Annotated in this window: 24 protein-coding genes and 1 pseudogene; 16 read left to right on the top strand and 9 right to left on the bottom strand. The window is 69.1% G+C overall.

Features of this window, described 5'->3' with window-relative positions:
* The first annotated feature begins 62 nt into the window (after window positions 1-62).
* Entirely contained in the window at window positions 63-554 is a 492-nt protein-coding gene (purE, locus tag FGX59_RS14320; protein ID WP_255471572.1) for a 5-(carboxyamino)imidazole ribonucleotide mutase, read from the top strand.
* Entirely contained in the window at window positions 547-1,626 is a 1,080-nt protein-coding gene (locus FGX59_RS14315) for a 5-(carboxyamino)imidazole ribonucleotide synthase (RefSeq protein ID WP_138467431.1), read from the top strand. Before purE ends, FGX59_RS14315 begins: the two co-directional genes overlap by 8 nt.
* Before the next feature lie 32 nt (window positions 1,627-1,658).
* Here the strand turns inward: FGX59_RS14315 and FGX59_RS14310 are convergent, their stop codons facing one another.
* The 5 genes from FGX59_RS14310 to FGX59_RS14290 all read right to left on the bottom strand — a co-directional run bounded on the left by FGX59_RS14310 (window position 1,659) and on the right by FGX59_RS14290 (window position 6,326).
* Window positions 1,659-2,144 (bottom strand): GNAT family N-acetyltransferase, encoded by a 486-nt coding sequence (locus tag FGX59_RS14310; protein WP_138467429.1) that lies wholly within the window; start codon window positions 2,142-2,144, stop codon window positions 1,659-1,661.
* A 144-nt stretch (window positions 2,145-2,288) separates the two neighbouring features.
* Window positions 2,289-3,017, bottom strand: a complete 729-nt coding sequence (locus FGX59_RS14305) for a proteasome-type protease (RefSeq protein WP_138467427.1) — start codon at window positions 3,015-3,017, stop codon at window positions 2,289-2,291.
* 46 nt (window positions 3,018-3,063) lie between these two features.
* Window positions 3,064-3,927, bottom strand: a complete 864-nt coding sequence (locus FGX59_RS14300) for a transglutaminase family protein (protein WP_138467425.1) — start codon at window positions 3,925-3,927, stop codon at window positions 3,064-3,066.
* A 19-nt stretch (window positions 3,928-3,946) separates the two neighbouring features.
* Window positions 3,947-4,900 (bottom strand): alpha-E domain-containing protein, encoded by a 954-nt coding sequence (locus FGX59_RS14295; RefSeq protein ID WP_138467422.1) that lies wholly within the window; start codon window positions 4,898-4,900, stop codon window positions 3,947-3,949.
* A 10-nt stretch (window positions 4,901-4,910) separates the two neighbouring features.
* Window positions 4,911-6,326 carry a circularly permuted type 2 ATP-grasp protein gene (locus FGX59_RS14290; protein ID WP_138467420.1) on the bottom strand — a complete coding sequence of 472 codons (1,416 nt, stop codon included), beginning with the start codon at window positions 6,324-6,326 and terminating at the stop codon, window positions 4,911-4,913.
* A gap of 196 nt (window positions 6,327-6,522) precedes the next feature.
* Between FGX59_RS14290 and FGX59_RS14285 the strand changes: the two genes are divergently transcribed.
* Window positions 6,523-8,151: a sulfotransferase gene (locus FGX59_RS14285; protein ID WP_138467418.1), complete on the top strand. Its 1,629-nt coding sequence runs from the start codon at window positions 6,523-6,525 to the stop codon at window positions 8,149-8,151.
* A gap of 50 nt (window positions 8,152-8,201) precedes the next feature.
* Here FGX59_RS14285 and FGX59_RS14280 read toward each other — a convergent pair whose 3' ends face one another.
* The 3 genes and pseudogenes from FGX59_RS14280 to FGX59_RS14270 form a co-directional block, all read right to left on the bottom strand.
* Entirely contained in the window at window positions 8,202-9,416 is a 1,215-nt protein-coding gene (locus tag FGX59_RS14280; protein WP_370296014.1) for an IS110 family transposase, read from the bottom strand.
* Between the two features lie 183 nt (window positions 9,417-9,599).
* Window positions 9,600-10,421: pseudogene (locus FGX59_RS14275) on the bottom strand (IS5 family transposase).
* Between the two features lie 122 nt (window positions 10,422-10,543).
* Entirely contained in the window at window positions 10,544-11,236 is a 693-nt protein-coding gene (locus tag FGX59_RS14270; RefSeq protein WP_138467417.1) for a rhomboid family intramembrane serine protease, read from the bottom strand.
* Window positions 11,237-11,324: 88 nt separating this feature from the next.
* Between FGX59_RS14270 and trpS the strand changes: the two genes are divergently transcribed.
* From trpS to FGX59_RS14205, 13 genes are all read left to right on the top strand, one after another.
* Window positions 11,325-12,374, top strand: coding sequence for a tryptophan--tRNA ligase (gene trpS / locus FGX59_RS14265; protein WP_138467415.1), 1,050 nt, complete (start codon window positions 11,325-11,327; stop codon window positions 12,372-12,374).
* A 214-nt stretch (window positions 12,375-12,588) separates the two neighbouring features.
* Window positions 12,589-13,455, top strand: a complete 867-nt coding sequence (locus FGX59_RS14260) for a branched-chain amino acid aminotransferase (protein WP_138467413.1) — start codon at window positions 12,589-12,591, stop codon at window positions 13,453-13,455.
* A 66-nt stretch (window positions 13,456-13,521) separates the two neighbouring features.
* Complete coding sequence (locus tag FGX59_RS14255) at window positions 13,522-13,977, top strand: universal stress protein (RefSeq protein WP_138467412.1); 456 nt, start codon at window positions 13,522-13,524, stop codon at window positions 13,975-13,977.
* Window positions 13,978-14,555: 578 nt separating this feature from the next.
* A complete protein-coding gene (locus FGX59_RS14250; RefSeq protein ID WP_138467410.1) occupies window positions 14,556-15,116 on the top strand; it encodes a NifU family protein in 561 nt (186 codons plus the stop codon).
* 2 nt (window positions 15,117-15,118) lie between these two features.
* Window positions 15,119-15,727, top strand: a complete 609-nt coding sequence (tsaB, locus tag FGX59_RS14245; RefSeq protein ID WP_138467408.1) for a tRNA (adenosine(37)-N6)-threonylcarbamoyltransferase complex dimerization subunit type 1 TsaB — start codon at window positions 15,119-15,121, stop codon at window positions 15,725-15,727.
* Window positions 15,724-16,158 carry a GNAT family N-acetyltransferase gene (locus tag FGX59_RS14240; protein WP_138467406.1) on the top strand — a complete coding sequence of 145 codons (435 nt, stop codon included), beginning with the start codon at window positions 15,724-15,726 and terminating at the stop codon, window positions 16,156-16,158. The genes tsaB and FGX59_RS14240 overlap by 4 nt, the downstream gene beginning before the upstream one ends.
* Window positions 16,159-16,312: 154 nt before the next feature.
* Window positions 16,313-17,308 (top strand): BMP family protein, encoded by a 996-nt coding sequence (locus FGX59_RS14235; protein ID WP_138467405.1) that lies wholly within the window; start codon window positions 16,313-16,315, stop codon window positions 17,306-17,308.
* A 58-nt stretch (window positions 17,309-17,366) separates the two neighbouring features.
* Window positions 17,367-17,714, top strand: coding sequence for a hypothetical protein (locus FGX59_RS14230; protein ID WP_138467403.1), 348 nt, complete (start codon window positions 17,367-17,369; stop codon window positions 17,712-17,714).
* Complete coding sequence (locus FGX59_RS14225) at window positions 17,711-19,243, top strand: ABC transporter ATP-binding protein (protein WP_138467402.1); 1,533 nt, start codon at window positions 17,711-17,713, stop codon at window positions 19,241-19,243. Before FGX59_RS14230 ends, FGX59_RS14225 begins: the two co-directional genes overlap by 4 nt.
* Window positions 19,243-20,340 (top strand): ABC transporter permease, encoded by a 1,098-nt coding sequence (locus FGX59_RS14220; RefSeq protein WP_138467400.1) that lies wholly within the window; start codon window positions 19,243-19,245, stop codon window positions 20,338-20,340. Before FGX59_RS14225 ends, FGX59_RS14220 begins: the two co-directional genes overlap by 1 nt.
* Window positions 20,340-21,305 (top strand): ABC transporter permease, encoded by a 966-nt coding sequence (locus FGX59_RS14215; RefSeq protein WP_138467398.1) that lies wholly within the window; start codon window positions 20,340-20,342, stop codon window positions 21,303-21,305. The genes FGX59_RS14220 and FGX59_RS14215 overlap by 1 nt, the downstream gene beginning before the upstream one ends.
* A 15-nt stretch (window positions 21,306-21,320) precedes the next feature.
* Complete coding sequence (locus FGX59_RS14210) at window positions 21,321-22,241, top strand: sulfite exporter TauE/SafE family protein (RefSeq protein ID WP_138467396.1); 921 nt, start codon at window positions 21,321-21,323, stop codon at window positions 22,239-22,241.
* A complete protein-coding gene (locus tag FGX59_RS14205; protein WP_138467394.1) occupies window positions 22,238-22,999 on the top strand; it encodes a TIGR02186 family protein in 762 nt (253 codons plus the stop codon). Before FGX59_RS14210 ends, FGX59_RS14205 begins: the two co-directional genes overlap by 4 nt.
* Here the strand turns inward: FGX59_RS14205 and FGX59_RS14200 are convergent.
* The gene (locus FGX59_RS14200; RefSeq protein WP_138467392.1) at window positions 22,996-24,564 is read right to left on the bottom strand and encodes an ATP-dependent RecD-like DNA helicase; all 1,569 of its coding nucleotides are present in this window, start codon (window positions 24,562-24,564) and stop codon (window positions 22,996-22,998) included. The genes FGX59_RS14205 and FGX59_RS14200 overlap by 4 nt on opposite strands.
* Between the last annotated feature and the right edge of the window lie 8 nt (window positions 24,565-24,572).

Here is a 24,572-nt window from a genome sequence, read left to right as displayed (position 1 = left end):
GCAGCCCTCCGCGAAGCCGCTATATCCCGGGCTTCCTGGACCAGGCGATGCGAGGTGGAACGGTGACGCAGAAGGTAGAGGTCGGAATCATCATGGGCAGCCAGTCGGACTGGCCGACCATGAAGCTGGCAGCGGATATCCTGGACGAGCTCGGCATCGCCTACGAGGCGCGCATCGTCTCCGCCCACCGCACCCCCGACCGGCTCTGGGCCTATGGCAAGGAGGCCGCCGGGCGCGGCCTGAAAGTGATCATCGCGGGCGCAGGCGGCGCGGCGCACCTGCCCGGCATGATGGCCTCGAAGACCTGGGTGCCGGTCGTCGGCGTGCCGATCCAGACCCGGGCGCTCTCGGGCGTCGACAGCCTCTATTCCATCGTGCAGATGCCCAAGGGCTTCCCGGTCGCGACCATGGCGATCGGCGCGGCGGGCGGCGCCAATGCGGGCCTGATGGCCGCGGGCATCCTCGCCACTTCCGATCCGGCCATCGCCGGACGGCTGACCGCCTGGCGCGAGGCGCTCTCCGCCTCGATCCCGGAGGTGCCCTCCGATGACTGACGCCCCCCTCGCCCCGAACGCCACCATCGGCATCCTCGGCGGCGGCCAGCTCGGCCGCATGCTGGCGCTGGCCGCGGCCCGTCTCGGGCTGAAATGCCATGTCTACGAGCCCGCAGCCGAGTGCCCCGCCGCGCAGGTGGCCGACCGCCACACGGCCGCGGGCTATGACGATGCCGCCGCGCTCGAGGCCTTCGGCCGCTCGGTCGATGTCATCACCTACGAGTTCGAGAACATCCCCACCGCGGCGCTCGACCTGCTGGGCGGGCTCGCCCCGATCCGCCCCGGCCGCCGCGCCCTCGAAGTGTCGCAGGACCGGCTGACCGAGAAGACCTTCCTGGCGGATCTCGGCCTCGCCACCGCGCCCTTCGCCGACATCCCCGACCTGCCCGCGCTCGAGGCCGCCCTGGCAGAGCTCGGCACGCCCGCGATCCTGAAGACCCGCCGCTTCGGCTATGACGGCAAGGGCCAGGCGCGGATCAGGGACGCCTCGGAGGCCGCCGGGGCGCTGGCCTCGCTCAAGGGCGCGCCCGCGATCCTCGAGGGCTTCGTCGACTTCTCCTGCGAGATCTCGGTGATCGGCGCGCGCGGCACCGACGGCGCGGTCGCCTGCTTCGATCCCGGCGAGAACGTCCATCGCGACGGCATCCTGCACACCACCACCGTGCCCGCGAAGATCCCGCCGCGGCTGCGCACCGACGCAGTGCTGCTGGCGGGCCGCATCCTCTCGGCGCTCGACTATGTCGGCGTGATGGGGGTCGAGCTCTTCGTCACCCCCGTCGGCCTGATCGTCAACGAGATCGCGCCCCGGGTGCACAATTCCGGCCACTGGACCCAGACCGGCTGCGCCATCTGCCAGTTCGAGCAGCATATCCGCGCCGTCGCGGGCTGGCCGCTGGGCCGGGCGGAGCGGCATTCGGATGTCGAGATGCTGAACCTGATCGGCGACGACGTGGAGAAGGCGCTCGAGATCGCCGCGGACGGCGCCAGCGCGCTGCATCTCTACGGCAAGGCCGAGGCGCGTCCGGGCCGCAAGATGGGCCATGTGAACCGCATCCTGCCGCCGCAGGGCTGAGTCGCGATCCGGCGGGCCCGGCCCGCCGGATGTCAGACCTCCTCGAAGGCCTGCGGATAGCGCAGCGCCACCGAGGCCGAGGCTGTCGAAGGATCGATCGGATAGAGGCCGGTATACTGCTCGGGATAGGGGCTGGAAAGCTGCGCGGGCCCGTCGAAGACGAAGCCGAAGCGCCGGTAGTAGACCGGGTTGCCCACCACCACCACGGCCCGGCAGCCCATCTGCCGCGCACGGTCGAGGCCGAAGCGCACCAGCTCGCTGCCGATGCCGCGGCTCTGCTGCGACGTGGTCACCGAAACCGGGGCCAGCGCCCACCAGTCCGCGGGCACGTCGAATTTCGAGAAGCAGACATGGCCGACGATGCGGCCGTCGAGCACGGCCACCAGCTCCAGCGCGATCTGGCCGGACTTGCGCAGGCTCTCGATCAGCCGGTGCTCGTTGTTCTGTCCGAAGGTCGAGACGAGCAGCACGCTGATTTCGGTATGGTCGGCAGGCTCAGCCGTCCTGATCTCTAGCACGTCGGAACCCCTCCCGTTTGACTGCCCTGTTCTGCACGCTGGACGGGAAGAAAGGCAAGCCTCCTCGCGTTCCTGCGGTTGCGCCGCGACACCCGGTCCTCCCTTCTGCCGCAGCGGAGGCACCGGGCGCGGCCCGGCACCCGGTCAGATCACGACCTCGGTGAAGGCGTCGCGCAGCGCGTTCGACCAGGCGTTGCTCATCTCCCGGAAGGTCGGATCGTCCGCCTCGATGCGGCGGTACTCGGTCACCTTGCAGGCATCCGCCTCGATCACCATCAGGTCGAGCGGCATGCCCACCGACAGGTTCGAGCGCAGGGTGGAATCCATGCTCAGGAGCACGGCCTTCTTGGCATCGGCCAGCGGCGTGTCCGTCGTCACCACCCGGTCGAGGATCGGCTTGCCGTACTTGTGCTCGCCGATCTGCAGGAAGGGCGTGTCCTCGGTCGCCTCGATGAAGTTGCCTTCGGGATAGACCAGGAACAGCCGCATCTCGCCGCCCTTGCGCTGCCCCGCGACGATCATCGAGGCCGAGGCGGTCGCCTGGCTCATCCGCTCTAGCTTGGCGGTGATGTCGGCGCGCACGTCCGACAGGACCTGGCCGACCATCTCGGCCACGTCGAGCATCGTGTGCGCCTTGAGGATCGAGGTCTTCTCGTCCGCATCCGGATCGTCCGCCATCTCGCGCAGCCGCGCGATGGTCGTCTGGGTCACCGAAAGGCTGCCCGCCGTGAGGATCGCGATCACGCGCTCGCCGGGCACCTCGAAGGTGAAGCTCTTGCGATAGCAGGCGATGTTGTCCAGGCCCGCATTCGTTCTCGTGTCGCTCAGAAGGACAATGCCAGCCTTCAGAAGCAAGCCCACGCAATAAGTCATGTCACCCCCGGGAGGTCGCCGATCAGATCCTTCGATCAGGGGCCTTCTACTGTTCGCTTCCCGCCACGTCCAGTGCCACGGCATGGGCTTCTCCGCCCATGCCCAGGGCCACGGCCCGCACCGGCATCGCGTCGAGCGCGTCGCGCCCCGAGCAGAGCCGGATATAGGCCTCGTCCGGGCAGCATTCCTCGAGCGGGTCGAAGCCCACCCAGCCCATGCCCTCGACCCAGATCTCGGCCCAGGAATGGGCCGGCCAGTGCGAGGACACGGTGGCGCCGACCTGCGCCTCGGCCTCCACCTCCAGCTCGAAATCGGCGCTGGAGCGCATGAAGTAGCCGTAGACGAAGCGCGCCGGGATCGACAGCGAATGGCAGGCCGCGATCAGCAGATGCGCGTAGTCCGCCGGACCGCCCTTGCCCGCGTCGAGCGCCTCGGCGCCGGTCAGCGGCTCCTTGCCGGGATCGCGCTCGCGGGTCATGGCGGCGGTCACCGCCTTCGCCAGGTGATGCGCCCGGTCGAGCCCTTTCGCCTCGTCGAGCCCCGCCACGGCCTCGGCGGCCATGGCGGTGATCGCGGCATCGGGCCGGGTCAGGCGGGTATTGGTCAGGTAGGCGACCGGCGAGACCTTCTCGCGCGCGTCGCGCAGCACGCCGAGCGTGTCGAAGGTCTGCACCTCGCCCTTGATCTCGGTCACCACCTCGGAGACCTCGCCCGGCAGCGAGAAGGTGACCGTCTGGTCCCCCACCCCGTCGGTGAAGACCGCGCCGGCGCAGGCATCGGCCACGGTGATCTCCCAGTTCAGCACCTTCTGGCTGGCGCAGTCGGTGGGATAGACGCGCATGCTCTGCAGGAGACGGCGGCGCGGCGGGTCGAACCGGGTGACGATCCGGTGCGAAACGGTCAGTTTCATATGATGTCCCTTTCTCCGCTCACATCACCGAGCCGCGCAGATAGCAGCTGTGCACGGCGTTGCCCAAGGCCGCCATCTCGCGCATGTAGCGCTCGAGGAATTCGTGCAGCCCTTCCTCGAAAATCGCCGAGACGCGGGTTTCCAGCAGTTCCGCCAGAAGGTTGCGCGCCTTGGTCTGGGCCTCGGTCGACTTGCGGTAGCCGCGGGCCAGCCGGTCGAGATGGTCGTTGACCCCCTGCACCGCGGCCAGGATGGAGCGCGGGCATTGCGGGTTGAGGATCAGCATGTCGAGGATCTTCGCCGCGGTCGCCTCGCCGCCATAGGCCCAGTGGAAGGCCCGGTGCATCTGCATCGCGCGCAGGATCACCGTCCACTGGTAGTTGTCGAGCCCGGTGCCGACATAGCCCGCATCGGGCAGCAGCACGTAGTACTTGACGTCGAGAAGCCGCGCGGTGTTGTCGGCGCGCTCGATGTAGTAGCCCAGGTTGAGGAAGTCGTAGCCGTCATTCCTCAGCATGGTGGCATTCATCGCCCCCTGCACCAGCGCGGTCTGCCGCGTGGTCCACTCGCTCATTTCCGAGATGTCCATCTCGCTGCGCGGGCGGCGCTGGTATTCCTTCATCTCCTGGTAGGCCATGTTCAGCGCGTCCCAGACCGGCGCGGTCAGCGCGGTGCGCACGATCCGCGCATTCTCCCGCGCCTGCCACAGGCAGGAGAAGACCGAGGAGGGGTTCTCCTGGTCGAAGAACAGGTAGGAGACGAGGTTGCGCTCCACCGTGTCCTTGTACTTGCGCTCGAAGCCGTCGGCGGTGCCCGAGGCCTGCAGGATCGAGTCCCACTCGTTGCGGAATCCGTCCACCGCATCCGGCATCAGCCGCATCCGCGTGCCCAGCTCCACCAGGCGCGCCATCGTATCGGCGCGCTCCAGGTAGCGCGCCATCCAGTAAAGGTTCTCTGCCGTCCGGCTCAGCATTGGTCTTTCCTCACTCCGCCAGGACCCAGGTGTCCTTGACCCCGCCGCCCTGCGACGAGTTCACCACCAGCGAGCCCTCGGTCAGCGCCACGCGGGTCAGCCCGCCCGGCACCAGCTCGATCGTGTCGCCCACCAGGCAGTAGGGGCGCAGGTCGACATGGCGCGGCGCCACCCCGTCCTTGACGAAGGTCGGGCAGGTCGACAGCGACAGGGTCGGCTGGGCGATGTAGTTGTCGGGACGTTCCCGGATCTTGTGGGCGAAGGCCTCGATCTCGCCCTTGGAGGCGCGCGGGCCGATCAGCATGCCGTACCCCCCCGAGCCGTGGACTTCCTTGACCACCAGATCCTCGAGATTGGCCATGACATAGGCGTAGTCCTCGGGGATCGCGCATTGCCAGGTCGGCACGTTCTGCAGGATCGGCTCTTCGCCGAGATAGAAGCGCACCATTTCGGGCACGAATGTGTAGATCGCCTTGTCGTCGGCCACGCCCGCGCCCGGCGCCGAGCAGATCTGCACCCCGCCCGAGCGGTAGACATTCATCAGCCCCGGGATGCCCAGCATCGAGTCGGGCCGGAAGCACAGCGGGTCGAGGAAGCTGTCGTCGATGCGGCGGTAGATCACGTCGACCTTCTTCGGCCCCTGCGTCGTGCGCATCCAGCAGAAGTCGCCCTCGACATAGAGGTCGGCGCCCTCGACCAGCTCCACGCCCATCAGGTCGGCAAGGAAGCTGTGCTCGTAATAGGCGGAGTTGAAATGGCCCGGCGTCAGGATCACCACCGTCGGGTCGCTGTCGCATTTCGGCGGCGCCACCGAGGCCAGCGTCTTGCGCAGGAGGTCGGGATAGCGCTCCACCGGGGCGATGCGGTTGCCGCGGAAGAGATCCGGGAACATCCGCATCATGATCTCGCGGTTCTCCAGCATGTAGGAGACCCCCGACGGCGTGCGGCAGTTGTCCTCGAGCACGTAGAACTCGTCCGGACCGGTGCGCACCAGATCGATGCCGACGATGTGGCTGTAGACGTTCTTCGACGGCTTGATGCCGCAGACGGCCTTCTCGAAGGCCTCGTTCTGGTAGACCAGACGCGCCGGGATCTTGCCCGCGCGGACGATCTCGCCGCGGTTGTAGACATCGCAGAGGAAGGCGTTGAGCGCACGGGCGCGCTGCTTGATCCCCCGCTCAAGGCGGGCCCATTCGCGATGCGTGAAGACCCGCGGGAACATGTCGAAGGGGATCAGCCGGTCCGGGTCGCCCCCTTCGCCATAGACGGCGAAGGTGATCCCGATCCTTCGGAACAGCGCCTCGGCCTCGGCCTGCTTGAGGTTGCGCAGTTCCTGCGGCATGTCCCGCTGCCAGGATTCGAGATTGGCGTAGGGCAGCCGGAGTTCGCTGCCGTCATACATCTCGTTGAAATACGTCGTGCTCATCAGAACCCTCTATCCCTCGCCCAATGCGTGGCATGCAGGACCCGGGAGGAAAAGCGGCGAGATTGCCTCATGCAGGCAATTCCCGGCATATGCGTAACATTTAATCAACTGCCAAAAACAACGGCATCGGGCCTGTCGCAAAGCTAGGTTAACCTTATTCAGGCTAGACCTTAGGTCAAGGCAGGAGGCGGAAAACATGGTCCGGCGAGGCAGGAGGCAGGCGAAGAGGCAGGGGCCCGGGGGCTGGCAGGCAGGCCCGCCGCGCCCGCGGCAGGCCCCGGCGGAAAGCGCGGCGGAGACCGCGCGCCGCTGCGGCTCGATCCTCGCCCGCGACCCCGCCAATTCCCATGCAGCCGCCGCGCTGGCGTCGCTTACCGGGGCCGCGCGGGCCGAGGCCTGCGCCGCCGCGGCCCGCCTGGCCGGGACCGGCGACGCGGCAGGCGCGCTGGCGGTCCTGCAGCCCCTGGCGCGCGCCCATCCCGGAGACGTTGCAGCCAATGCGATGGCGATGCGCGCGCTGGCCGTCACCGGCCGCGCCGCCGCCGCCCTGCCTCTCGGCGATGCCGCGCTGGCCCTCAATCCCGGCGCGCCGGAGCTGCGGGCCGCGCAGGGCGTCGCGCTCTACCGGCTCGGCCGCTTCGCCGAGGCGGAGCCGGCGCTCGCCGCAGGGCCCGGGGATGCCGACACGCTGAACCTGCTCGGACGCTGCCGCGAGGTGCTGGGCGATCTGGCCGGGGCGGAGGTGGCGCTGCGCCGGGCCGCGGCGCTCCCCGGTGCAGCGGGGCAGGTCTGGCACAACCTCGCGGCCCATGTCGATTTCGCCCGGGACACCGCCTGCTACGAGGCGCTGCAAGCGGCCCGCGCCGCCACGCCCCCGGCCGGGCGGCTGCTCTTCGATCTGGCGCTGTCGAAGGCCGAAGGCGACCGGGGCGCGGATGAAGAGAGCTTCGCGCTGCTCGCCCGCGCAAATGCCGCCATCGCCGCGGCCCGTCCGGCGGGGATGCTGGCGGCGCGGCGCGCGAAGATCGCGGCGGCGGCAGAACTGCCCGCGCGACTCTGCCCCGTCCCCGCCCCTGCAGAGGCGCCCCGCGCGGTGCTCATCCTCGGCATGCCGCGCTCGGGCACCTCGCTGGCCGAGCAGATCCTGGCGCGCCATCCCGGCGTCGCGGCCGGCGGCGAGACCGATGCGCTGGAACGCGCCGTCACGCCGCTCTTCTCCGCGTCCGGCCCGGGGGCGTCTGCGCAGATGGCCACGTCCTATCGCGCCGCGCTGCGCCGCCTGGCCGGGGAGCACGGGACCGTCACTGACAAGATGCCCGCCAATGCCTATCTCGCCGGGGCCGCGCTGGTCGCCCTGCCCGAGGCGCGGGCGATCTGGATGCGGCGCCACCCGATGGCCACCGGCTTCTCCTGCTTCCGCACCCATTTCGGCCAGGGCCAGGCCTGGTCCTACCGGCTGGAGGAGATCGCCGCGGAATTCCGCGCCACCGAGGCCGCCATGGCCCGCTGGCAGGCCGCCTTCCCGGACCGGGTGCTAGAGGTCGTGCTGGAACGGCTCGCCGCGGATCCGCAGGCCGAGATCGCGCGGATGCTGGAGTTCTGCGGGCTCGACCCCGATCCTGCCTGTTTCGCAGCGGACGAAAGCGGCGCGGCGCTCCACACGGCCTCGGCGCTGGCCGCGCGCGGTCCGGTCCGGCCGCGGGAGGAGGTCTGGCGGCGCCATGCCGCCCGGCTCGCCCCGCTCGCGGCGCTGCTGGAGGAGGAAATCCGCGCCCATGAAGCACGGCTTTGCAAGACCCGGAAGGCGGCCGCGGAACGGCCCTGAGGGGCCGGCCGCAGCCCGGGCTCTGGTCTTCGGCAACGGGTCTTCGTCCGTCAAGTGATTTCAACCACGAGATCAGAGCCCGCTGGCGGGTGGTCGATCTGACTGCCGCACCGGGCCTCCTGGTTGAGGCTTTTCGGGACCGTGCTTCGATCCGCGGTCAGCCGCGACGGCTGTCGGCAGATGCTGGCTCGACGCAGGTCCGGCGTGTCCATCTCATGGGCGTGCTCCGCATGGCTGGCGACGGTCCAGACCCCGGCATCACGAGAAGCGCGTTCCTTCAGGACCTCGAGAGCCAACTGCGAGGCAGGCAAAACGGTCGGGTCAGGCGACGGGTGCCGCAGCCTCCATCCTGAAGCGCGTTCCATCGACCCGCATCCGGTGATCACGACAGCCATGCGGCGCGCCAGGGCAACCATCACGCGTTTGCGTCCACGGCTCCTGGCGACGCGAGCGGCCCATATGCGCAGCGCGTTGCCGCGCCCGCGGTTCAGCATGACCATGGCCGCCCGGCACAAGGCACGCCGGAGACTCACGTCCCCGGCCTTCGGGATGCCGCTCGGAACATCCCGCTCGCCGGACTGGCTGCGAGAGGGTGTCAGCCCACCCAAGGGGCCAACATTCTTCGATGAATCGAAGCGCGAAGGGTCATCGACCGCCGAGCGGGAGGTGAGTGCGACAACCGCACCCAGTCCGGGCATGGCCATCAGACGCAGGCAGACCGGGTCTTCGCAGGCCACCTGCCTGACCCTCTTCTCCAGTCCGGCGCGTTCGAGCCGCAAGGCCGCGCGAACGCGCAGCACGGGCTCGGACGCGGCTTCGAGCATCGTGCTGCCGTCGGCCGGCTCGCGGATCCGCGCCTCGCACCTGCCGCGCGAGATCGCACCCGCCTTCAGGCCGAAGCTCCGCAGCAGCAAGCGCAGCGGCATCTCCAGCGCGATCACACCGTTCTGGATCGACGTCCCGGCCGCAAGGGCCGCGCGGACCTCCGGTTCGGAGACAGGCTTGCCATGGACCGGGCGGAACCAGCCGAGATGCCGAAGGCGCGCCATCCCTTCCGCATCGCGTCGATCGGTCTTGATCGGCATCGCCGTCAAGGCACCCTTCACCTGCCGCGCCTCCATCAGAACGGCAGGCAGGCCGACTTCCGTCATCGCCCGAGGCGGCCATTGCGACAACGGCCCGGCTTCAAGCCCGATTGCCTCGGCTGGTCCGCCCGGTTCCCGAAGGAAGGCGATCAACGGCTCCGGCTTGCTGGCCGCATCCATTCCCCGATGATCTTGCCATGCTCGTCGAGCACCCAGACCGCCGTCTTCGCCAGCGATGCATCCAGCCCGGCAAACAGCTTCATCCCGTCATCCGCCGCGGGAGTTCGATACGGGAATGGCAGCCGCAGGCGCGGTGTCCGGCGAGAGGTAACGGCGGTGCAGCGTGCGGCCCGCAGCGGCATCTCATGGCCAAAGGATCACAGTGGCCGCCAAGGCTATTGCCGAAAGAACCACGAGCGGGCACCGGTCGCACCTGGCGGCGGCGCGCCGCCAGTCCTTGAGGCGGCCGAACATGCAGTCAATCCGGTGACGGCGCTCGCACCTCCTCTTGCCATGCGGGCTCGCGCCCTTGCGGCACCGCCCAGACGAAAGGCAAGCCTCTATATCAAATGTTTCCAATGAATTGAGGTTCCATTCGGCATTCGCCATGCCGCTTGGACCGGTGGCGCGGCATGGCTCGCGAGCCGCGGTCCGCGACCAGCCACTCGGCCCCCGGCAGCCATGCCGGCAGGATCGCTGCACCCCTGCAATCGCTCCCTTGTCCCGCCCGTCAGGCAGGAGCCGATCGGACGTCGCAAGCGGTCGCTGACGGCCAGCAGCTACGAGCCCATGCCGCCGTTCCCGGGGAAACGCCCCCCGGATCGTTTCCTGCTTCTCGAACCCAGCCCGATGAGCCGTCCGCGCCCCTCTTCTTGCCCCGCAGGCTGGACGCCATGCGGCGGGCCTTGAGGAAGGTGGCATCGATCATGACTGTCCGCGCATCCCGGCCGTCAGAGGCCGGACCCTCCATGATCCGGGCGAAGGTTCCCATCCGGCGCCAACAGTGGCAGAGGCTCTTTTACGGGCCATGCTCGGCGGGCGTGTCGCGCCAGCGCAAGCCATTGCGATTGAAGAAGGTAATCCCGCTGAGCACGCGCCGGTCATCGCCCCTGGGCGTCCGTGCGACTTGGGACGCTTGGAGGATCGGCAAACGGACGGATCCGGTCCATCTGGTTCGGCAGGCATTCGATCCCCCGGATCAAGTGCTGCTCCGCCTCACACAGTCAGCCAGAACAGGTCTTTCATCATCCACCTCCAGAGGAGCGCTGGAATCACGATAGCCCCAGGGAAATCAATGGGGCCTGACCCTAGCGCTTGCGCAGCTTCTCGCGCAGCCGCGTCCAGCCGCCCGGCACGAAGAGGAAGGACAGGCCGAAGCCGCAGGCGAAGCCGCCGATATCGGCCACCCAGTCATTGCGCGAGCCGAAGATCACGCCGAAGATCAGCTGCACGCCCAGAAGCAGCGCGATCAGCTGGAAGGCGCGCATCTGGCTTTCGCCCACCGCCTTCTGCCGCACCCATTTCATGAAGGTGAAGCTGCCGATCAGCCCGTAGACCCCGGGAAAGGCGCCGATCAGCGGGAATGTCTCGTTCAGGAGCAGCCCGTAGGCCAGCGCGCCGCCGACCGAGGCGCCGAAGAAGATCGCCAGCACCGCGACATTGCCGAAGGCCTCGCCCACCATCTTGCCGATCGCCAGGATGAAGACGCAGGCCATCACCGCATGGGTGAAGCCCAGATGCAGCAGCGGATAGGTGACGAAGCGCGCCAGCTGGTCGGGCGGGAATCGGTGGTTGACCAGCATCCAGTCGAGCGCCTGGCCGTAGAAGGCGAAATGCTCCAGCGCGCCGAGCCGCAGCCCCAGCCCGCCGCCGCCGCCGCCGATCAGCCCGCGGTCGGCCAGGGAGAACAGGCATTCCACCCCGAAGATCACCGCGGCCAGGCCGGTCACCGAGGCGGGCAGCGGATTGACGGCGGCAGGGGGACGCGGGCGGGAGGACATGCGGCAGCTCCGGGGGTGATTGACCATGGACGGGGGCAGGGATAAGCGAGCCGGGCCTAACATTCCATGCCCAAAGGAGGCAAATCCCATGGATGCGGTCCAAACGCAATCCGAAGGCCCTGCAGGTAGCGCCGGCTTCACCCCGCGCGTGTTCTCCGGCATCCAGCCCTCGGGACATCTCACCCTCGGCAACTACCTGGGCGCGCTGAAGCGCTTCGGGGAGATGCAGGAGGAGGACTACGAGACGATCTACTGCATCGTCGACCTCCACGCGATCACCGTCTGGCAGGACCCCGACAAGCTGCGCGACGCGACGCGCATGCTGGCCGCGGGCTTCATCGCCACCGGCGTCGATCCGCAGAAATCGATCCTCTTCAACCAGTCCGGCGTGCCCGAGCACACCCAGCTGGCCTGGATCTTCAACTGCGTGGCACGGATGGGCTGGCTGAACCGGATGACCCAGTTCAAGGACAAGTCCGGCAAGAACCGCGACAGCGCCTCGACCGGGCTCTTCGTCTATCCCAACCTGATGTCCGCCGACATTCTGGTCTACCACGCGACCCATGTCCCCGTGGGCGAGGACCAGAAGCAGCATGTCGAGCTGGCGCGCGACACCGCGATCAAGTTCAACACCGATTACGGGGTGGATTTCTTCCCGGTCCCCGAACCCGTCATCGAGGGCTCGGCCACGCGGGTGATGAGCCTGCGCGACGGCACCAAGAAGATGTCGAAGTCGGACCCTTCGGACATGAGCCGGATCAACCTGACCGATGACGCCGATGCCATCGCCCAGAAGATCCGCAAGGCCAAGACCGATCCCGAGGCGCTGCCCTCGGAGCTGGACGGGCTCGACGGCCGCGCCGAGGCGAAGAACCTGGTGAACATCTACGCGGCGCTGGCGGGCACGACCCCGGCGGCGGTCCTGGCAGAGGTCGGCGGGCAGCAGTTCTCGGAATTCAAGCCGAAGCTCGTCGAGCTGGCCGTGTCGAAGCTCTCGCCGATCTCCTCCGAGATGGCGCGGCTGATGCAGGACAAGGGCGAGATCGACCGCATCCTCGCCCAGGGCTCGGCCCGCGCCCGCGAGGTCGCGCAGCCGATCCTGAAGAAAGCCTACGACATCGTCGGCCTGGTGGGCTGAGCCCCGCCGGATCCGCCGCCCCTGGCGGCGGATCCCCGCCCCTTCCCCCCGCGGGCGCGGGTCCGGAACCGGTCCGGGCGCCGCCCCCGTCGCCCCCCGCGGGCGCGGGCCCGGACCGGCTCCGGGCACCGCCCGCATCGCCCCCCGCGGGCGCGGGCCCGGACCGGCTCCGGGCACCGCCCGCATCGCCATTGCGCATATCAGGAGACCTCCCATGGCAGTCGGCAGCGAGATCCGCACCTATTTCAACGGCACCTGGCACGAGGGCGACGTCGCCGTCATGCGCGCGGCCGATCACGGCGCCTGGCTGGCCTCGACGGTGTTCGACGGCGCGCGTTTCGTCGACGGCATGGCGCCCGACCTGCTGGCGCATTGCCAGCGGGTGAACCGCTCCGCCAGGGCGCTGCTCCTCGAGCCGACCCACAGCGCCGAGGAGATCATGCGGATCGCGCTGGAGGGCTGCGCGCTGTTCCCGAAGGATGCCGCGATCTACATCCGGCCGATGTACTGGGGCATCGACGGCAACGAGACCGCGGTCCAGCCCGATGGCAGCGCGGGCTTCGCGATCAGCCTCGAGGCCGTGCCGATGGCCCCGCCCGAAGCGGCGCAGCGGCTCTGCACCACGCGCTTCCGCCGCCCGACGCTGGAGGTCGCGGTCTGCAATGCCAAGGCCGGCTGCCTCTATCCGAACAACGGCCGCATGCTGGCCGAGGCCCGCGCCAAGGGCTTCGACAACGCGCTGGTCACCGACATGCTGGGCAATGTCGCCGAGACCGCCACGGCCAATGTGTTCATGGTCAGGGACGGCGAGGTCTTCACTCCGATCGCCAACGGCACCTTCCTGTCGGGCATCACCCGCGCGCGCCACATCGCCAACCTGCGCGCCGACGGCGTGACGGTGCACGAGGCGGTGCTGACCTATGACGACATCCGCGGCGCCGACGAGGTGTTCCTGTCGGGCAATCTCAACAAGGTGACCCCGGTCAGCGCCTTCGAGGAGACCACCTATGCCCATGGTCCCGTTACGAAACGGGTGCTCGAGCTCTACTGGGACTGGGCGCGGGCAGAGGCGGCGGGCTGAGGCTTGCAAAACCCGGCCCCCGTGGCCAATGTGCCGCGAGGCCCGGACGTGGCCGGAGGGAGCCTGATGCGCAAGTTTCTCGTCGTCCTCGACGACAGCCGCGAATGCCTCAACGCGATGCGCTTCGCCGCGATGCGCGCCGCCCATACCGGCGGCGCGGTCGTGATCCTCTCGGTGATCCCGCCGGAGGAGTTCAACCACTGGATCGGCGTCGGCGACATCATGCGCGGCGAGGCGCGCGAGCGCATCACCGCGCATTTCGAGGTCTTCGCCAAATGGATGCGCGACCGCCAGGGGGTCGATCCCGAACTGGTGATCCGCGAGGGCGAGCCCTATCACGAGGTGCTGGCGCAGATCTCCGAGGATAGCGAGATCGGCGTGCTGGTGCTGGGCGCCTCGACCGAATCAAGCGGCCCGGGCCCGCTGATCACCCAGCTGATCAAGTCGATGCCCTCGCTGCGCGTGCCGGTCACCGTGGTGCCGGGCAACCTGTCGAAAGAACAGCTCGAAACCATCACCTGACCCGGCGGAAGCGGCGATTTGCGCCCTGTCCGCGCCCGGCGCGGGCCCGGAGGATCGATGGCGAACCGACTGCCGCCCCGGGATATTCCCGCCTGACGCGCCTTGCCCTGCCTGGTCGCGCCGCTGACCGCGCGGGCCGGGGTCCTCGGCGCCTGCACGCTCGAAAGCTGTCCGGTGGCCGGCCGCGAGATCGCCCGGGTCGGCATCCGGATCCCCCGCGCCTCCTGCGGATACGGCCATCTCGGCGGGGATACCGAGTTCGGCGCGCTCGGCTCGGGGGGATGCCGCGACCGGGATCCTCGACGCGCTGCGCGCGCAGGCCGAGGCCGTCGGCTTCGATGCGGTGATCGGCGCAAGGCTCGGCACCGCCTTCAGCAGCGACCCGGTCTTCGCGTCCGGCCAAACCTGGAGCCGCGGCGACCGCAGCTTCGACCGCTCCGCGGCCTGCATGGCGACCGCCTATGGCACGCCAGCGCAGATCGAATGTCCGTGATCGGCCCCGCCGCAGCAGTTTAGAACCGTTCCAAACCTTGACTCGGGGCCCTGCGCCGCGCATATCGGTCGAAACGGAGGCGCCGATGTTCATCCAGACCGAATCCACGCCGAATCCGGCGACCATGAAATTCCTGCCCGGCCAGACTGTTCTGCAGGCAGGCACGGCCGACTTCCCCTCGGCCGAGGCGGCGTCGAAATCGCCGCTGGCCAACCGCATCTTCGACGTCGACGGCGTCGTCGCGGTCTTCTTCGGCCATGACTTCGTCACCGTCACCAAGAACGAGGCCACCGAGTGGGACCATGTGAAGCCCGCCATCCTCGGCGCGGTGATGGAGCACTTCCAGTCCGGCGCGCCGGTCATGGAAGGCGAGCAGGGCCCGGCAGGCCATGCCGACCATGACGGCCCGGATTCCGAGATCGTCAACCAGATCAAGGACCTGCTCGACACCCGCGTGCGTCCCGCCGTGGCCCAGGACGGTGGCGACATCACCTTCCACGGCTTCGAGAAGGGCATCGTCTACCTGCACATGCAGGGCGCCTGCGCGGGCTGCCCGTCCTCGACCCTGACGCTGAAGATGGGGATCGAGAACCTGCTGCGCCACTACATCCCCGAAGTCATCGAAGTGCGTCCGGTCGCCGTCTGACCTTGGCCGCGCTTCTCGCCTTCGACACCTCCGCCGCTCACTGCGCCGTGGCCGTCCTCCGGGACGGCCTTGTCGTTGCGTCCCGGGCCGAAGCCATGGCCAAGGGCCAGGCGGAGCGGCTGATGCCGCTGGTCGCCGAGACGCTCGGCGAGGCGGGGATCGCCATGGAGGCGCTCGACGCAATCGCCGTCGGGGTCGGGCCGGGGAATTTCACCGGCATCCGGCTCTCGGTCGCGGCGGCGCGCGGCCTGTCGCTATCGCTGGGGATCCCGGCGATCGGCGTGACGTCGCTCGAGGCGCTGGCCGAGGGCGCGCCGCGCCCGGTTCTGGCGCTGCTCGATGCCCGCCGCGGCGCGGTCTATGCCCAGCTCTTCGCCCCCGGCGGCGCCGAGCCCCCCGCCCTTGTCGAGGATCCGGCGCTCCTGCCCGCGGGCCTGCCGCGGGTCGGCGAGGGTCCGGAGGCCGCACCGGCCGCGATGCCGCTGGCCGAGGCGATCGGCCGGGTCGCGCTGTCGCGGATCGGGCAGCCCGCCGCGCGTCCCGCGCCGCTCTATATCCGGCCCGCCGACGCCGCCCCGCCGCGCGATCCCGCCCCGGCGATCCTGGGATGACGCCCGCCGCGATGGCGGCGCTGCATGCGGCCTGCTTCACCACCCCCCGCCCCTGGTCCGAGAGCGAGATCGCGGGGCTGCTCGACAGTACGGGCTGCTTCGCCGTGCCCGCGCCGGGCGGCTTCGCGCTCGGCCGCGCCATCGCCGGGGAGGCGGAGCTCCTGACCATCGCCGTCGATCCCGGACACCGCCGCGAAGGGCTCGGCCGCCGCCTTCTGGAGGCCTTCGAGACCCGCGCCCGCGCGCTCGGCGCCGAGACCGCCTTCCTCGAGGTCTCGGCCGCGAACGCGGCCGCCCGCGCCCTCTATCTGGCGGGCGGCTATGAAGAATCCGGCCGCCGCAAGGGGTACTACCAGACCCCGGAGGGCGCGCGGATCGACGCGCTGGTCATGTCCCGCAGCCTGGGTCCCGCCGCGCCTGCCGCGAAATAGGGCAGCTGCCCAAATCGGCGTCCCGGCACCCTGCCGCATCCCCCCGAAAACGGTTGACCCTTTGCCGAGGCTGCGGCTCTATCGGCTCAAACCGGCTGCGCAAGCCTGCGACCCGGGCGCCGGATCCGGCCCGTGACCAACAAGGGGAAGACCTATGACAATCATGAAAACCCTCCTCGGCGCGACCGCCGCCCTGGCGATGGCGGCAACGGCCGCGCTGGCGGAACCGGGCCTGATCATCGATCTCGGCGGGAAATTCGACAAGTCCTTCAACGAAAGCGCCTATACCGGCGCGCAGCGCTACATCACCGAGAAGGGCGGCTCCTACAAGGAGACCGAACTGCAGTCCGAAGCGCAGCGCGAGCAGTCGATGCGCCGCATGGCCGAAAGCGGCGCCAACCCGGTCATCACCATCGGCTTCATGAACATCTCGGTGCTCGACAAGATCGCCCCCGACTATCCCGAAGTGAATTTCGCCATCATCGACGGCGTGGTCGACCAGCCCAACGTGAAATCCGTGGTCTTCGAAGAGCACCAGGGCAGCTTCCTCGTCGGCGTGCTGGCGGCGATGGCCTCGAAGACCGGCACGGTCAGCTTCGTCGGCGGCATGGACGTTCCGCTGATCTCGAAATTCGCCTGCGGCTATGCCCAGGGCGTCAAGGCGGTGAAGCCGGACGCCAAGGTCATCATCAACATGACCGGCACCACGCCCGCGGCCTGGAACGACCCGGTGAAGGGTGCCGAGCTGACCCGCGCGCAGATCGCCCAGGGCTCGGACGTGGTCTATTCGGCGGCGGGCGGCACCGGCGTCGGCGTGCTGCAGGCGGCAGCCGACGAGGGCATCTACTCGATCGGCGTCGACAGCAACCAGAACTACATGCACCCCGGCTCGGTCCTGACCTCTATGCTCAAGCGCGTCGACAACGCCGTCTACCAGATCTTCGACGAGGGCGCGACCGACAGCTTCGTCCCCGGCATCCAGGTGATGGGCCTGAAGAACCAGGGCGTCGACTGGGCACTGGACGAGTTCAATGCCGACCTGATCACCCCCGAGATGAAGGACACGGTCGAGGCGACCAAGGCCAAGATCATCTCCGGCGAGCTCTCGGTGCATGATTTCACCACCGACGGCGCCTGCCCGGCATTCTGATCCCTGCCCCGGCGCGTTCCCCGGGACGCGCCGGGCCCAAGTCCGAGTGAGGCCCGACATGGCTGACACCCACCCGCTCCTGCGCCTCCTGGAAGCCTGGGGCGCCCCTTCCTCCGCAGAGCGCTACCGCATCGTCAGCGAGGTCACCTCCGAGGATTTCTACTATGCCGACCCTCATAGCGGCCCGCTGACCGACCGCGCGGCATTCGTCGGCTTCCTGACGACGTTCCGGACCCGCCTGCCCGACGGCCGGATCGAGCCCGCGGGCCCGGTCGACCAGCACGGCCCGCATGCCCGCCTGCCCTTCACGCTGCTGCGCGGGGACGGCCCGGTGCGCCAGGGGCTCTATGTCGCCGATCTGGGCAGCGACGGCACCGTCACCCGGCTCGTGGGGTTCCTGGAATGAGCGAGGCCCCCGCAATCGAACTGCGCCGCATCTCCAAGGCCTTCGGGCCGGTGCAGGCGAACAAGGACATCTCGCTCAAGGTCATGCCGGGCACGATCCACGGCATCATCGGCGAGAACGGCGCCGGGAAATCGACGCTGATGTCGATCCTCTACGGCTTCTACAAGGCCGACTCGGGCGAGATCCTGGTCGGCGGGCGCGAGACCCCGATCCCCGACAGCCAGGCCGCGATCAAGGCCGGGATCGGCATGGTCTTCCAGCATTTCAAGCTGGTGGAGAACTTCTCGGTCCTGGAAAACGTCGTGCTTGGCGCCGAGGAAGGCGCCTTCCTGCGCCCGACCCTGGCGAAGGCCCGCAAGCACCTGACCGAGCTTGCCCGCGAATACGAGATGAACGTGGACCCCGATGCCAAGATCGAGGATCTGAGCGTCGGCCACCAGCAGCGGGTGGAGATCCTCAAGGCGCTCTACCGCGAGGCCAATATCCTGATCCTCGACGAGCCGACCGGCGTGCTGACGCCTGCCGAGGCGGACCACCTGTTCCGCATCCTGCGCGGGCTGAAGGCCGAGGGGAAGACGATCATCCTGATCACCCACAAGCTGCGCGAGATCATGGAGATCACCGACACGGTCAGCGTGATGCGCCGCGGCGAGATGACCGACACGGTCAAGACCTCGGAGACCAGCCCGCAGGACCTGGCCGAGCGCATGGTCGGCCGCAAGGTCCTGCTGCGCGTCGACAAGACCCCGGCGCAGCCGAAGGAAACCGTGCTCGAGGTCAGGAATCTCGGCGTCACCGACAGCCAGGGCGTCCAGCGGCTGAAGGGCATCGACCTGCAGGTCCGCGCGGGCGAGATCCTCGGCATCGCGGGCGTTGCCGGGAACGGCCAGTCGGAGCTTCTCGACGTGCTGGGCGGCATCCGCGCCGCCACCGGCGAGGTCCTGCTGAAGGGCCGGCCGCTCAGCCTCTCGGGCCCCGGATCGGATGCCCGCGCGCGGCGCCGCGCCGGGATCACCCATGTGCCGGAGGACCGCCACCGGCTGGGGCTGATCCTCGACTTCAAGGCCTGGGAGAATACCGGCTTCGGCTACCAGGACCTGCCGAAATACTGCTCGGGCCTGATGATGGACAACCAGGCGCTGCGCGAGGACACGGATGCCAAGATGGGCCGCTTCGACGTGCGCCCGCACGATCCGAACCTCGCCGCCAAGAACTTCTCGGGCGGCAACCAGCAGAAGATCGTGCTGGCCCGCGAGATCGAGGCCGACCCGGACCTGCTGCTGATCGGGCAGCCGACCCGCGGGGTCGATATCGGCGCCATCGAGTTCATCCACCAGCGCATCGTCGAGCTGCGCGACGAGGGCAAGGCGATCCTGCTGGTCTCGGTGGAGCTTGACGAGATCATGTCGCTGTCGGACCGCATCGCGGTGATGTTCGACGGCAGGATCATGGGCGAGCGCCTGCCGGGCGAGACCGACGAGACGGAACTGGGCCTGCTGATGGCCGGGATGGAAGGACGCGCTGCCTGATGCAGAAACTGCCGAGCTGGGCCGATGTGGTCCTGATCCCGCTCATCAACCTGGTGCTCGCCTTCCTCGTCTCGGGGCTGGTGATCCTCTATATCGGCGAGAACCCGGTCCATGCGCTCGAGGTCATGGTCAACGGCGCCATGGGCTCGACCCGCGGCTGGGGCTACACGCTGTTCTTCGCGACGAATTTCATCTTCACCGGCCTCGCCGTGGCGGTCGCCTACCATGCCTCGCTGTTCAATATCGGCGGCGAGGGACAGGCGGCGCTGGGAGGGCTGGGCGTGGCGCTGGTCTGCCTGGCGGTCGACTGGCCCTTCTGGTGGCTCGCCCTGCCCTTCGCGGTGATCGGCGGCGCGCTCTTCGGCGCGGCCTGGGCGGCGATCCCGGCCTGGCTGCAGGCCAGGCGCGGCAGCCATATCGTCATCACCACGATCATGTTCAACTTCATCGCCTCGGCGCTGATGGTCTACCTGCTGGTGAACGTCCTCAAGGCGCCCGGCATGGCGCCCGAAAGCGCGGGCTTCCCCGAAGGCACGCACCTGCCCTCGGCCTATGACGTGCTGGGGGTCTTCGGCATCCCGTTCAACCGCTTCGCGCCGCTCAATGTCGCCTTCCTGGTGGCGGTGCTGGCCTGCATCGGCGTCTGGCTGCTGATCTGGCGGACGCGGCTCGGCTATGAAATCCGCGCCTATGGCAAGTCCGAACCGGCCGCGGTCTATGCCGGGATCAGCCCGGTCAGGATCATCATGATCACGATGCTGATCTCGGGCGGGCTCGCGGGGCTGATGGGGATCAACGCGGTGATGGGCGAGGCCGAGCGGCTGACGCTCGACTCCGTCCAGGGCGCGGGCTTCGTCGGCATCGCCGTGGCGCTGATGGGGCGCAACCATCCGGTCGGCGTCTTCCTCGCCGCGGTGCTGTTCGGGGCGCTCTACCAGGGCGGGATCGAGCTGGAATTCGAGATCCCGGCGATCAGCCGCGAGATGATCCTGGTGATCCAGGCGCTCGTGATCCTCTTCACCGGGGCGCTCGACGGCATGGTCCGCACGCCGCTGGAGCGGCTCTTCCTCGCCCTGCGCAAGAAGGGAGCCGCGTGATGGATCTCAATACCGTCCTGCTGATCCTCGACTCCACGCTGCGCCTGGCGACGCCGCTGCTCTTCGCCTGCCTTGCCGGGCTCTTCTCGGAACGCGCGGGCGTCTTCGACATCGGGCTCGAGGGCAAGATGCTGATCGCCGCCTTCTTCTCGGCCGCGGCCGCGTCGCTGACCGGCAATGTCTGGGCGGGGCTGCTGGCGGGCTGCGCCGCCTCGATGGCGCTGGCCGCGATCCACGGGCTCGCCTCGATCACCTTCCGCGGCAACCAGCTGATCTCGGGCGTGGCGATCAACTTCCTGGCCACCGGGCTGACCGTGCTGATCGCCCAGGACTGGTTCCAGCAGGGCGGGCGCACGCCGCAGCTTGAAGGCGGCGCGCGGTTCCAGCCGATCACCCTGCCCTTCGCCGAGACCCTGCGCGACGTGCCGGTCTTCGGGCCGATCTACTACGACCTGATCTCGGGCCACACGATCCTGGTCTATCTGGGCTTCCTGGCCGTTCCCGCCACCTGGTACGTGCTCTTCCGCACCCGCTTCGGCCTGCGGCTGCGCGCGGTGGGCGAGAATCCGGGCGCGGTCGACACGGCCGGCGTCTCGGTCGTGGGCCTGCGCTATGGCGCGGTGATGATCTGCGGGCTGCTCTGCGGCTTCGCCGGCGCCTATCTCTCCACCGGGCTCTCGGCGGGCTTCGTCAAGGACATGAGCGCGGGGCGCGGCTTCATCGCGCTGGCGGCGCTGATCTTCGCCAAATGGCGGCCCTGGTCGGCGCTCGGCGCCTGCCTGCTCTTCGGCCTGCTCGACGCGCTCGGCAACCGCTTCCAGTCGATCGAGATCGCCGGGATCGCGCTGCCGGTGCAGTTCATGCAGGCCCTGCCCTACATCCTGACCGTCGTGATCCTCGCGGGCTTCGTCGGCAAGGCCATTCCGCCGCGCGCCGGCGGCGAGCCCTACGTCAAGGAACGCTGAGCCGGGAGGGGCCGCATGACGATCTATCTTCCGGTCGCGGAAGTCTCGGTCAACGCCTTCCTCCTTCTGGGGCTGGGCGGGATCGTCGGCATCCTCTCGGGCATGTTCGGCGTCGGCGGGGGCTTCCTGCTGACGCCGCTGCTCTTCTTCATCGGCATCCCGCCGGCCGTCGCGGTCGGCACCCAGGCCAACCAGATCGTCGCCTCCTCCTTCTCGGGCGTGCTGGCGCATTTCAAGCGCAAGACCGTCGACCTGAAGATGGGCTGGGTGCTGTTGGCGGGCGGGCTCGTCGGCGCGGCGATCGGAGTCAAGATCTTCGAGATGCTGACCGAGATCGGCCAGGTCGACCTGATGGTGCAGCTCTGCTACGTGCTGTTCCTCGGCGTGATCGGCGCACTGATGTTCGTGGAAAGCCTCAACGCCCTCCTGCGCTCGAAGCGCAAGGACTACGTCCCGCGCAAGCGCCCCGAGAAGGGCTGGGTCCATACCTGGCCGCTGAAGATGAAATTCCGCACCTCGGGCCTCTACATCTCCGCGATCCCGGTGGTGCTGGTCGGCGCCTTCGTCGGCGTGCTTTCGGCGGTGATGGGCGTGGGCGGCGGCTTCATCATGGTGCCCGCGATGATCTACCTCCTGCACATGCCCACCAAGGTCGTGGTCGGCACGTCGCTGTTCCAGATCATCTTCGTCGCCGCCTTCACCACGATCATGCACGCGACGACGAACTACACCGTCGATGCGGTGCTGGCCGTGCTCCTGCTGATCGGCGGCGTGATCGGCGCGCAGATCGGCTCGGCCATCGCGGTGCGGCTGAAGGCCGAGCAGCTGCGCATCCTGCTGGCGGGCATGGTGCTGATCGTCTGCTTCAAGATCGCGCTCGACCTGCTGCTGACGCCGTCCGAGCTCTATTCCATCGCCTCGGAGATCCCGCATTGACCCGGCTCGCGGCGCTCCTGATCCTGCTCGTCCTGCCCTCCGTGGCGGGGGCCGAGCGGGTCGTGCTGGGGCTCAGCCAGGACGAGGTGGCGATTACGGCCACCTTCGACGGGTCCAGCATCCTGATCTTCGGCGCGGTCCAGCGCGACGCGCCGCCGCCCTCGGACCAGCCGCTTGACGTGGTGATCGCGGTCGAGGGGCCGAAGGAGACGGTGACGGTGCGCAAGAAGGCCCGGCGCTTCGGCATCTGGGTCAATTCCGGCGCGGTCGAGATCGACGTGGCGCCCAGCTTCTACGCCGTCGCCACAACCCGGCCGCTCGATACCGCGCTGAGCCAGACCGAGGATCTGCGCTACCGCATCTCGCTCGACCGGGCGATCCAGGCGATCGGCGCCGCCGAGGAGGCCTCGGACGCGCCCTCCTATCTCGAGGCGCTGAAGCGGCTGAGGATCGCCGACGGGCGCTACATGATCCGCGAAGGGGCCGTGGCGCTCGACGAGGAGACGCTGTTCCGCACCTCGATCCGCATGCCCGCGAACCTGACCGTCGGCAACTACACCGCGCGGATCTTCCTGACCCGCAGCGGCCGGGTCGTCGACGAATACCAGACCGTGATTTCCGTCCACAAGGTCGGGCTGGAGCGCTGGGTCTTCAGCCTCGCACAGGAACAGCCGCTGATCTATGGCGGGCTGTCGCTGATCATCGCCATCGCCGCGGGCTGGGCCGCCTCCGCCGCCTTCGCCATGCTGCGCCGCTAGAGCATGCTCTGCTGCGCCGGCTCCTCGGCCGTCTCCGCCGCGGGCTCCTGCGCCAGCGCCATCGGCGGCGGCGGGACCTTCAGGTCGGCGGTCGAGAGCCCGTCCTTCGGCTTGGCCAGCCGGTAGCGCGTCACCCAGAGCAGCCGTTCCTCCGCGCGGGTGATGGCGACATAGGCCAGCCGCTTCCACAGGGGCAGCCCGGCCTCGGTCCGCCCGGCCCGCGCCGCGGCGTAGATATCCGGCGAGAAGACCTGCACCGAGGACCATTGAGAGCCCTGCGCCTTGTGGATCGTCACCGCCGCGCCATGCAGGAAGCTCGCCCCCATCCGCGCGGCCGAGGCGATCAGCGGCTCGTCCTCCTCGGGCTGCTCGATCTTGATGATCGAGGCGGCGGAAACCTGCGGATCAGGCGCGCCGAGCACGTGCAGTCGGGCGAAGCCCGGCTTCTGCCCCGCGCCGAGATAGATCACCTGCGCGCCCTTGATCAGCCCCCGCGCCTCGAGGTCGAGCCGCTTCTTGCGGTGCTTCAGCGGCAGCTCGATCCCGTCGCAGATCAGCGGCTCGCCGGGCAGCAGCCCGTCGGGCGGCGTGCCATGGGCGGCGCGGAAGGCGGTGATCAGCCGGACGCGGGTGTTGTTGCGCCAGCAGAGCACGGGCGAGCGGGCCATCAGGTCGCAATCGACGCGCTCGGCCACCACCACGCGGTCGTCGCGCCGGGCCGCCTGCTCGACCATCCGCTCGAACTGGTCGAAGCCGATATCGGGATCGCCGAGCGCATGGGCGAGGTCGAGGATCGGGTTGTCGCCGTCCTGGCGGTGGATGCGGCTGAGCGTAACGCGGGCGGGCGCGGGCAGCCGGTCGAAGACCATCTCGCCCGAGAGCCCCACCGGCGCCAGCTGCGCCGGGTCGCCGAACAGGACGAGCGTCGGGAAGATCTCCTTGAGGTCCTCGAACTGCCGCTCGTCGAGCATCGAGCTCTCGTCGACGAAGCCGATATCCAGCGGGTCCTCGCGCCGTTTCCAGCCCGTGATGAAATCCGAGCCGCGCACGCCCACCGCCGCCATCGCGCCGGGGATCGACTGGTAGAGATCGAAGAAGGCCTTGGCCCGGTCCAGCGCCTCGGGGGCGATGCCCTCGACCTCGGGCTTGGTCTGGGTCTGCCCGGAGAGCCATTCGGCGATCTGCTCGTATTCGGGATTGTAGACGGGCGTGTAGAGGATGCGGTGGATCGTGGTCGCGGGCACGCCGCGCAGCCGCAGCACCGAGGCCGCCTTGTTGGTCGGCGCCAGGATCGCCAGGCTGCGCCGCTCCTTGCCGCGCTTCGGCTCGTAGTCGCCGCTGACGATGTCGATCCCCATGTCGCGGAGCTTGCGGCAGAGTTCGGCCAGAAGCAGCGTCTTGCCCGAGCCCGCCTTGCCGAGGACGGCAATCGCGCTCTGGTCGTCGGTGGGCGGCCCGGCGGTCCCGGTGTCCATGTCGACGCCGGCGCGTTCCAGCGCGGCCGCCACATGGGCATAGGCGGTTTCCTGGTCGGGAGAGAGCGTCGGGGAGAGGGTCGGCTGCATGGCCGGAC

Source organism: Poseidonocella sp. HB161398, assembly GCF_005870025.1.
Lineage (GTDB): Bacteria > Pseudomonadota > Alphaproteobacteria > Rhodobacterales > Rhodobacteraceae > Mangrovicoccus.
Note: the sequence above shows the minus strand (reverse complement) of the source record. Positions and strands in the feature narration are given on the sequence as shown.

What these genes read in the sequence shown, in the direction of transcription:
- FGX59_RS14315 (WP_138467431.1), top strand. Translation starts at nt 547, where the DNA reads ATGACTGACGCCCCCCTCGCCCCGAACGCCACCATCGGCATCCTCGGC.
- FGX59_RS14305 (WP_138467427.1), bottom strand. Translation starts at nt 3,017, where the DNA reads ATGACTTATTGCGTGGGCTTGCTTCTGAAGGCTGGCATTGTCCTTCTG.
- FGX59_RS14300 (WP_138467425.1), bottom strand. Translation starts at nt 3,927, where the DNA reads ATGAAACTGACCGTTTCGCACCGGATCGTCACCCGGTTCGACCCGCCG.
- FGX59_RS14295 (WP_138467422.1), bottom strand. Translation starts at nt 4,900, where the DNA reads ATGCTGAGCCGGACGGCAGAGAACCTTTACTGGATGGCGCGCTACCTG.
- FGX59_RS14290 (WP_138467420.1), bottom strand. Translation starts at nt 6,326, where the DNA reads ATGAGCACGACGTATTTCAACGAGATGTATGACGGCAGCGAACTCCGG.
- FGX59_RS14285 (WP_138467418.1), top strand. Translation starts at nt 6,523, where the DNA reads ATGGTCCGGCGAGGCAGGAGGCAGGCGAAGAGGCAGGGGCCCGGGGGC.
- FGX59_RS14280 (WP_370296014.1), bottom strand. Translation starts at nt 9,416, where the DNA reads ATGGATGCGGCCAGCAAGCCGGAGCCGTTGATCGCCTTCCTTCGGGAA.
- FGX59_RS14270 (WP_138467417.1), bottom strand. Translation starts at nt 11,236, where the DNA reads ATGTCCTCCCGCCCGCGTCCCCCTGCCGCCGTCAATCCGCTGCCCGCC.
- trpS (WP_138467415.1), top strand. Translation starts at nt 11,325, where the DNA reads ATGGATGCGGTCCAAACGCAATCCGAAGGCCCTGCAGGTAGCGCCGGC.
- FGX59_RS14260 (WP_138467413.1), top strand. Translation starts at nt 12,589, where the DNA reads ATGGCAGTCGGCAGCGAGATCCGCACCTATTTCAACGGCACCTGGCAC.
- FGX59_RS14255 (WP_138467412.1), top strand. Translation starts at nt 13,522, where the DNA reads ATGCGCAAGTTTCTCGTCGTCCTCGACGACAGCCGCGAATGCCTCAAC.
- FGX59_RS14250 (WP_138467410.1), top strand. Translation starts at nt 14,556, where the DNA reads ATGTTCATCCAGACCGAATCCACGCCGAATCCGGCGACCATGAAATTC.
- FGX59_RS14240 (WP_138467406.1), top strand. Translation starts at nt 15,724, where the DNA reads ATGACGCCCGCCGCGATGGCGGCGCTGCATGCGGCCTGCTTCACCACC.
- FGX59_RS14235 (WP_138467405.1), top strand. Translation starts at nt 16,313, where the DNA reads ATGACAATCATGAAAACCCTCCTCGGCGCGACCGCCGCCCTGGCGATG.
- FGX59_RS14230 (WP_138467403.1), top strand. Translation starts at nt 17,367, where the DNA reads ATGGCTGACACCCACCCGCTCCTGCGCCTCCTGGAAGCCTGGGGCGCC.
- FGX59_RS14225 (WP_138467402.1), top strand. Translation starts at nt 17,711, where the DNA reads ATGAGCGAGGCCCCCGCAATCGAACTGCGCCGCATCTCCAAGGCCTTC.
- FGX59_RS14220 (WP_138467400.1), top strand. Translation starts at nt 19,243, where the DNA reads ATGCAGAAACTGCCGAGCTGGGCCGATGTGGTCCTGATCCCGCTCATC.
- FGX59_RS14215 (WP_138467398.1), top strand. Translation starts at nt 20,340, where the DNA reads ATGGATCTCAATACCGTCCTGCTGATCCTCGACTCCACGCTGCGCCTG.
- FGX59_RS14210 (WP_138467396.1), top strand. Translation starts at nt 21,321, where the DNA reads ATGACGATCTATCTTCCGGTCGCGGAAGTCTCGGTCAACGCCTTCCTC.
- FGX59_RS14200 (WP_138467392.1), bottom strand. Translation starts at nt 24,564, where the DNA reads ATGCAGCCGACCCTCTCCCCGACGCTCTCTCCCGACCAGGAAACCGCC.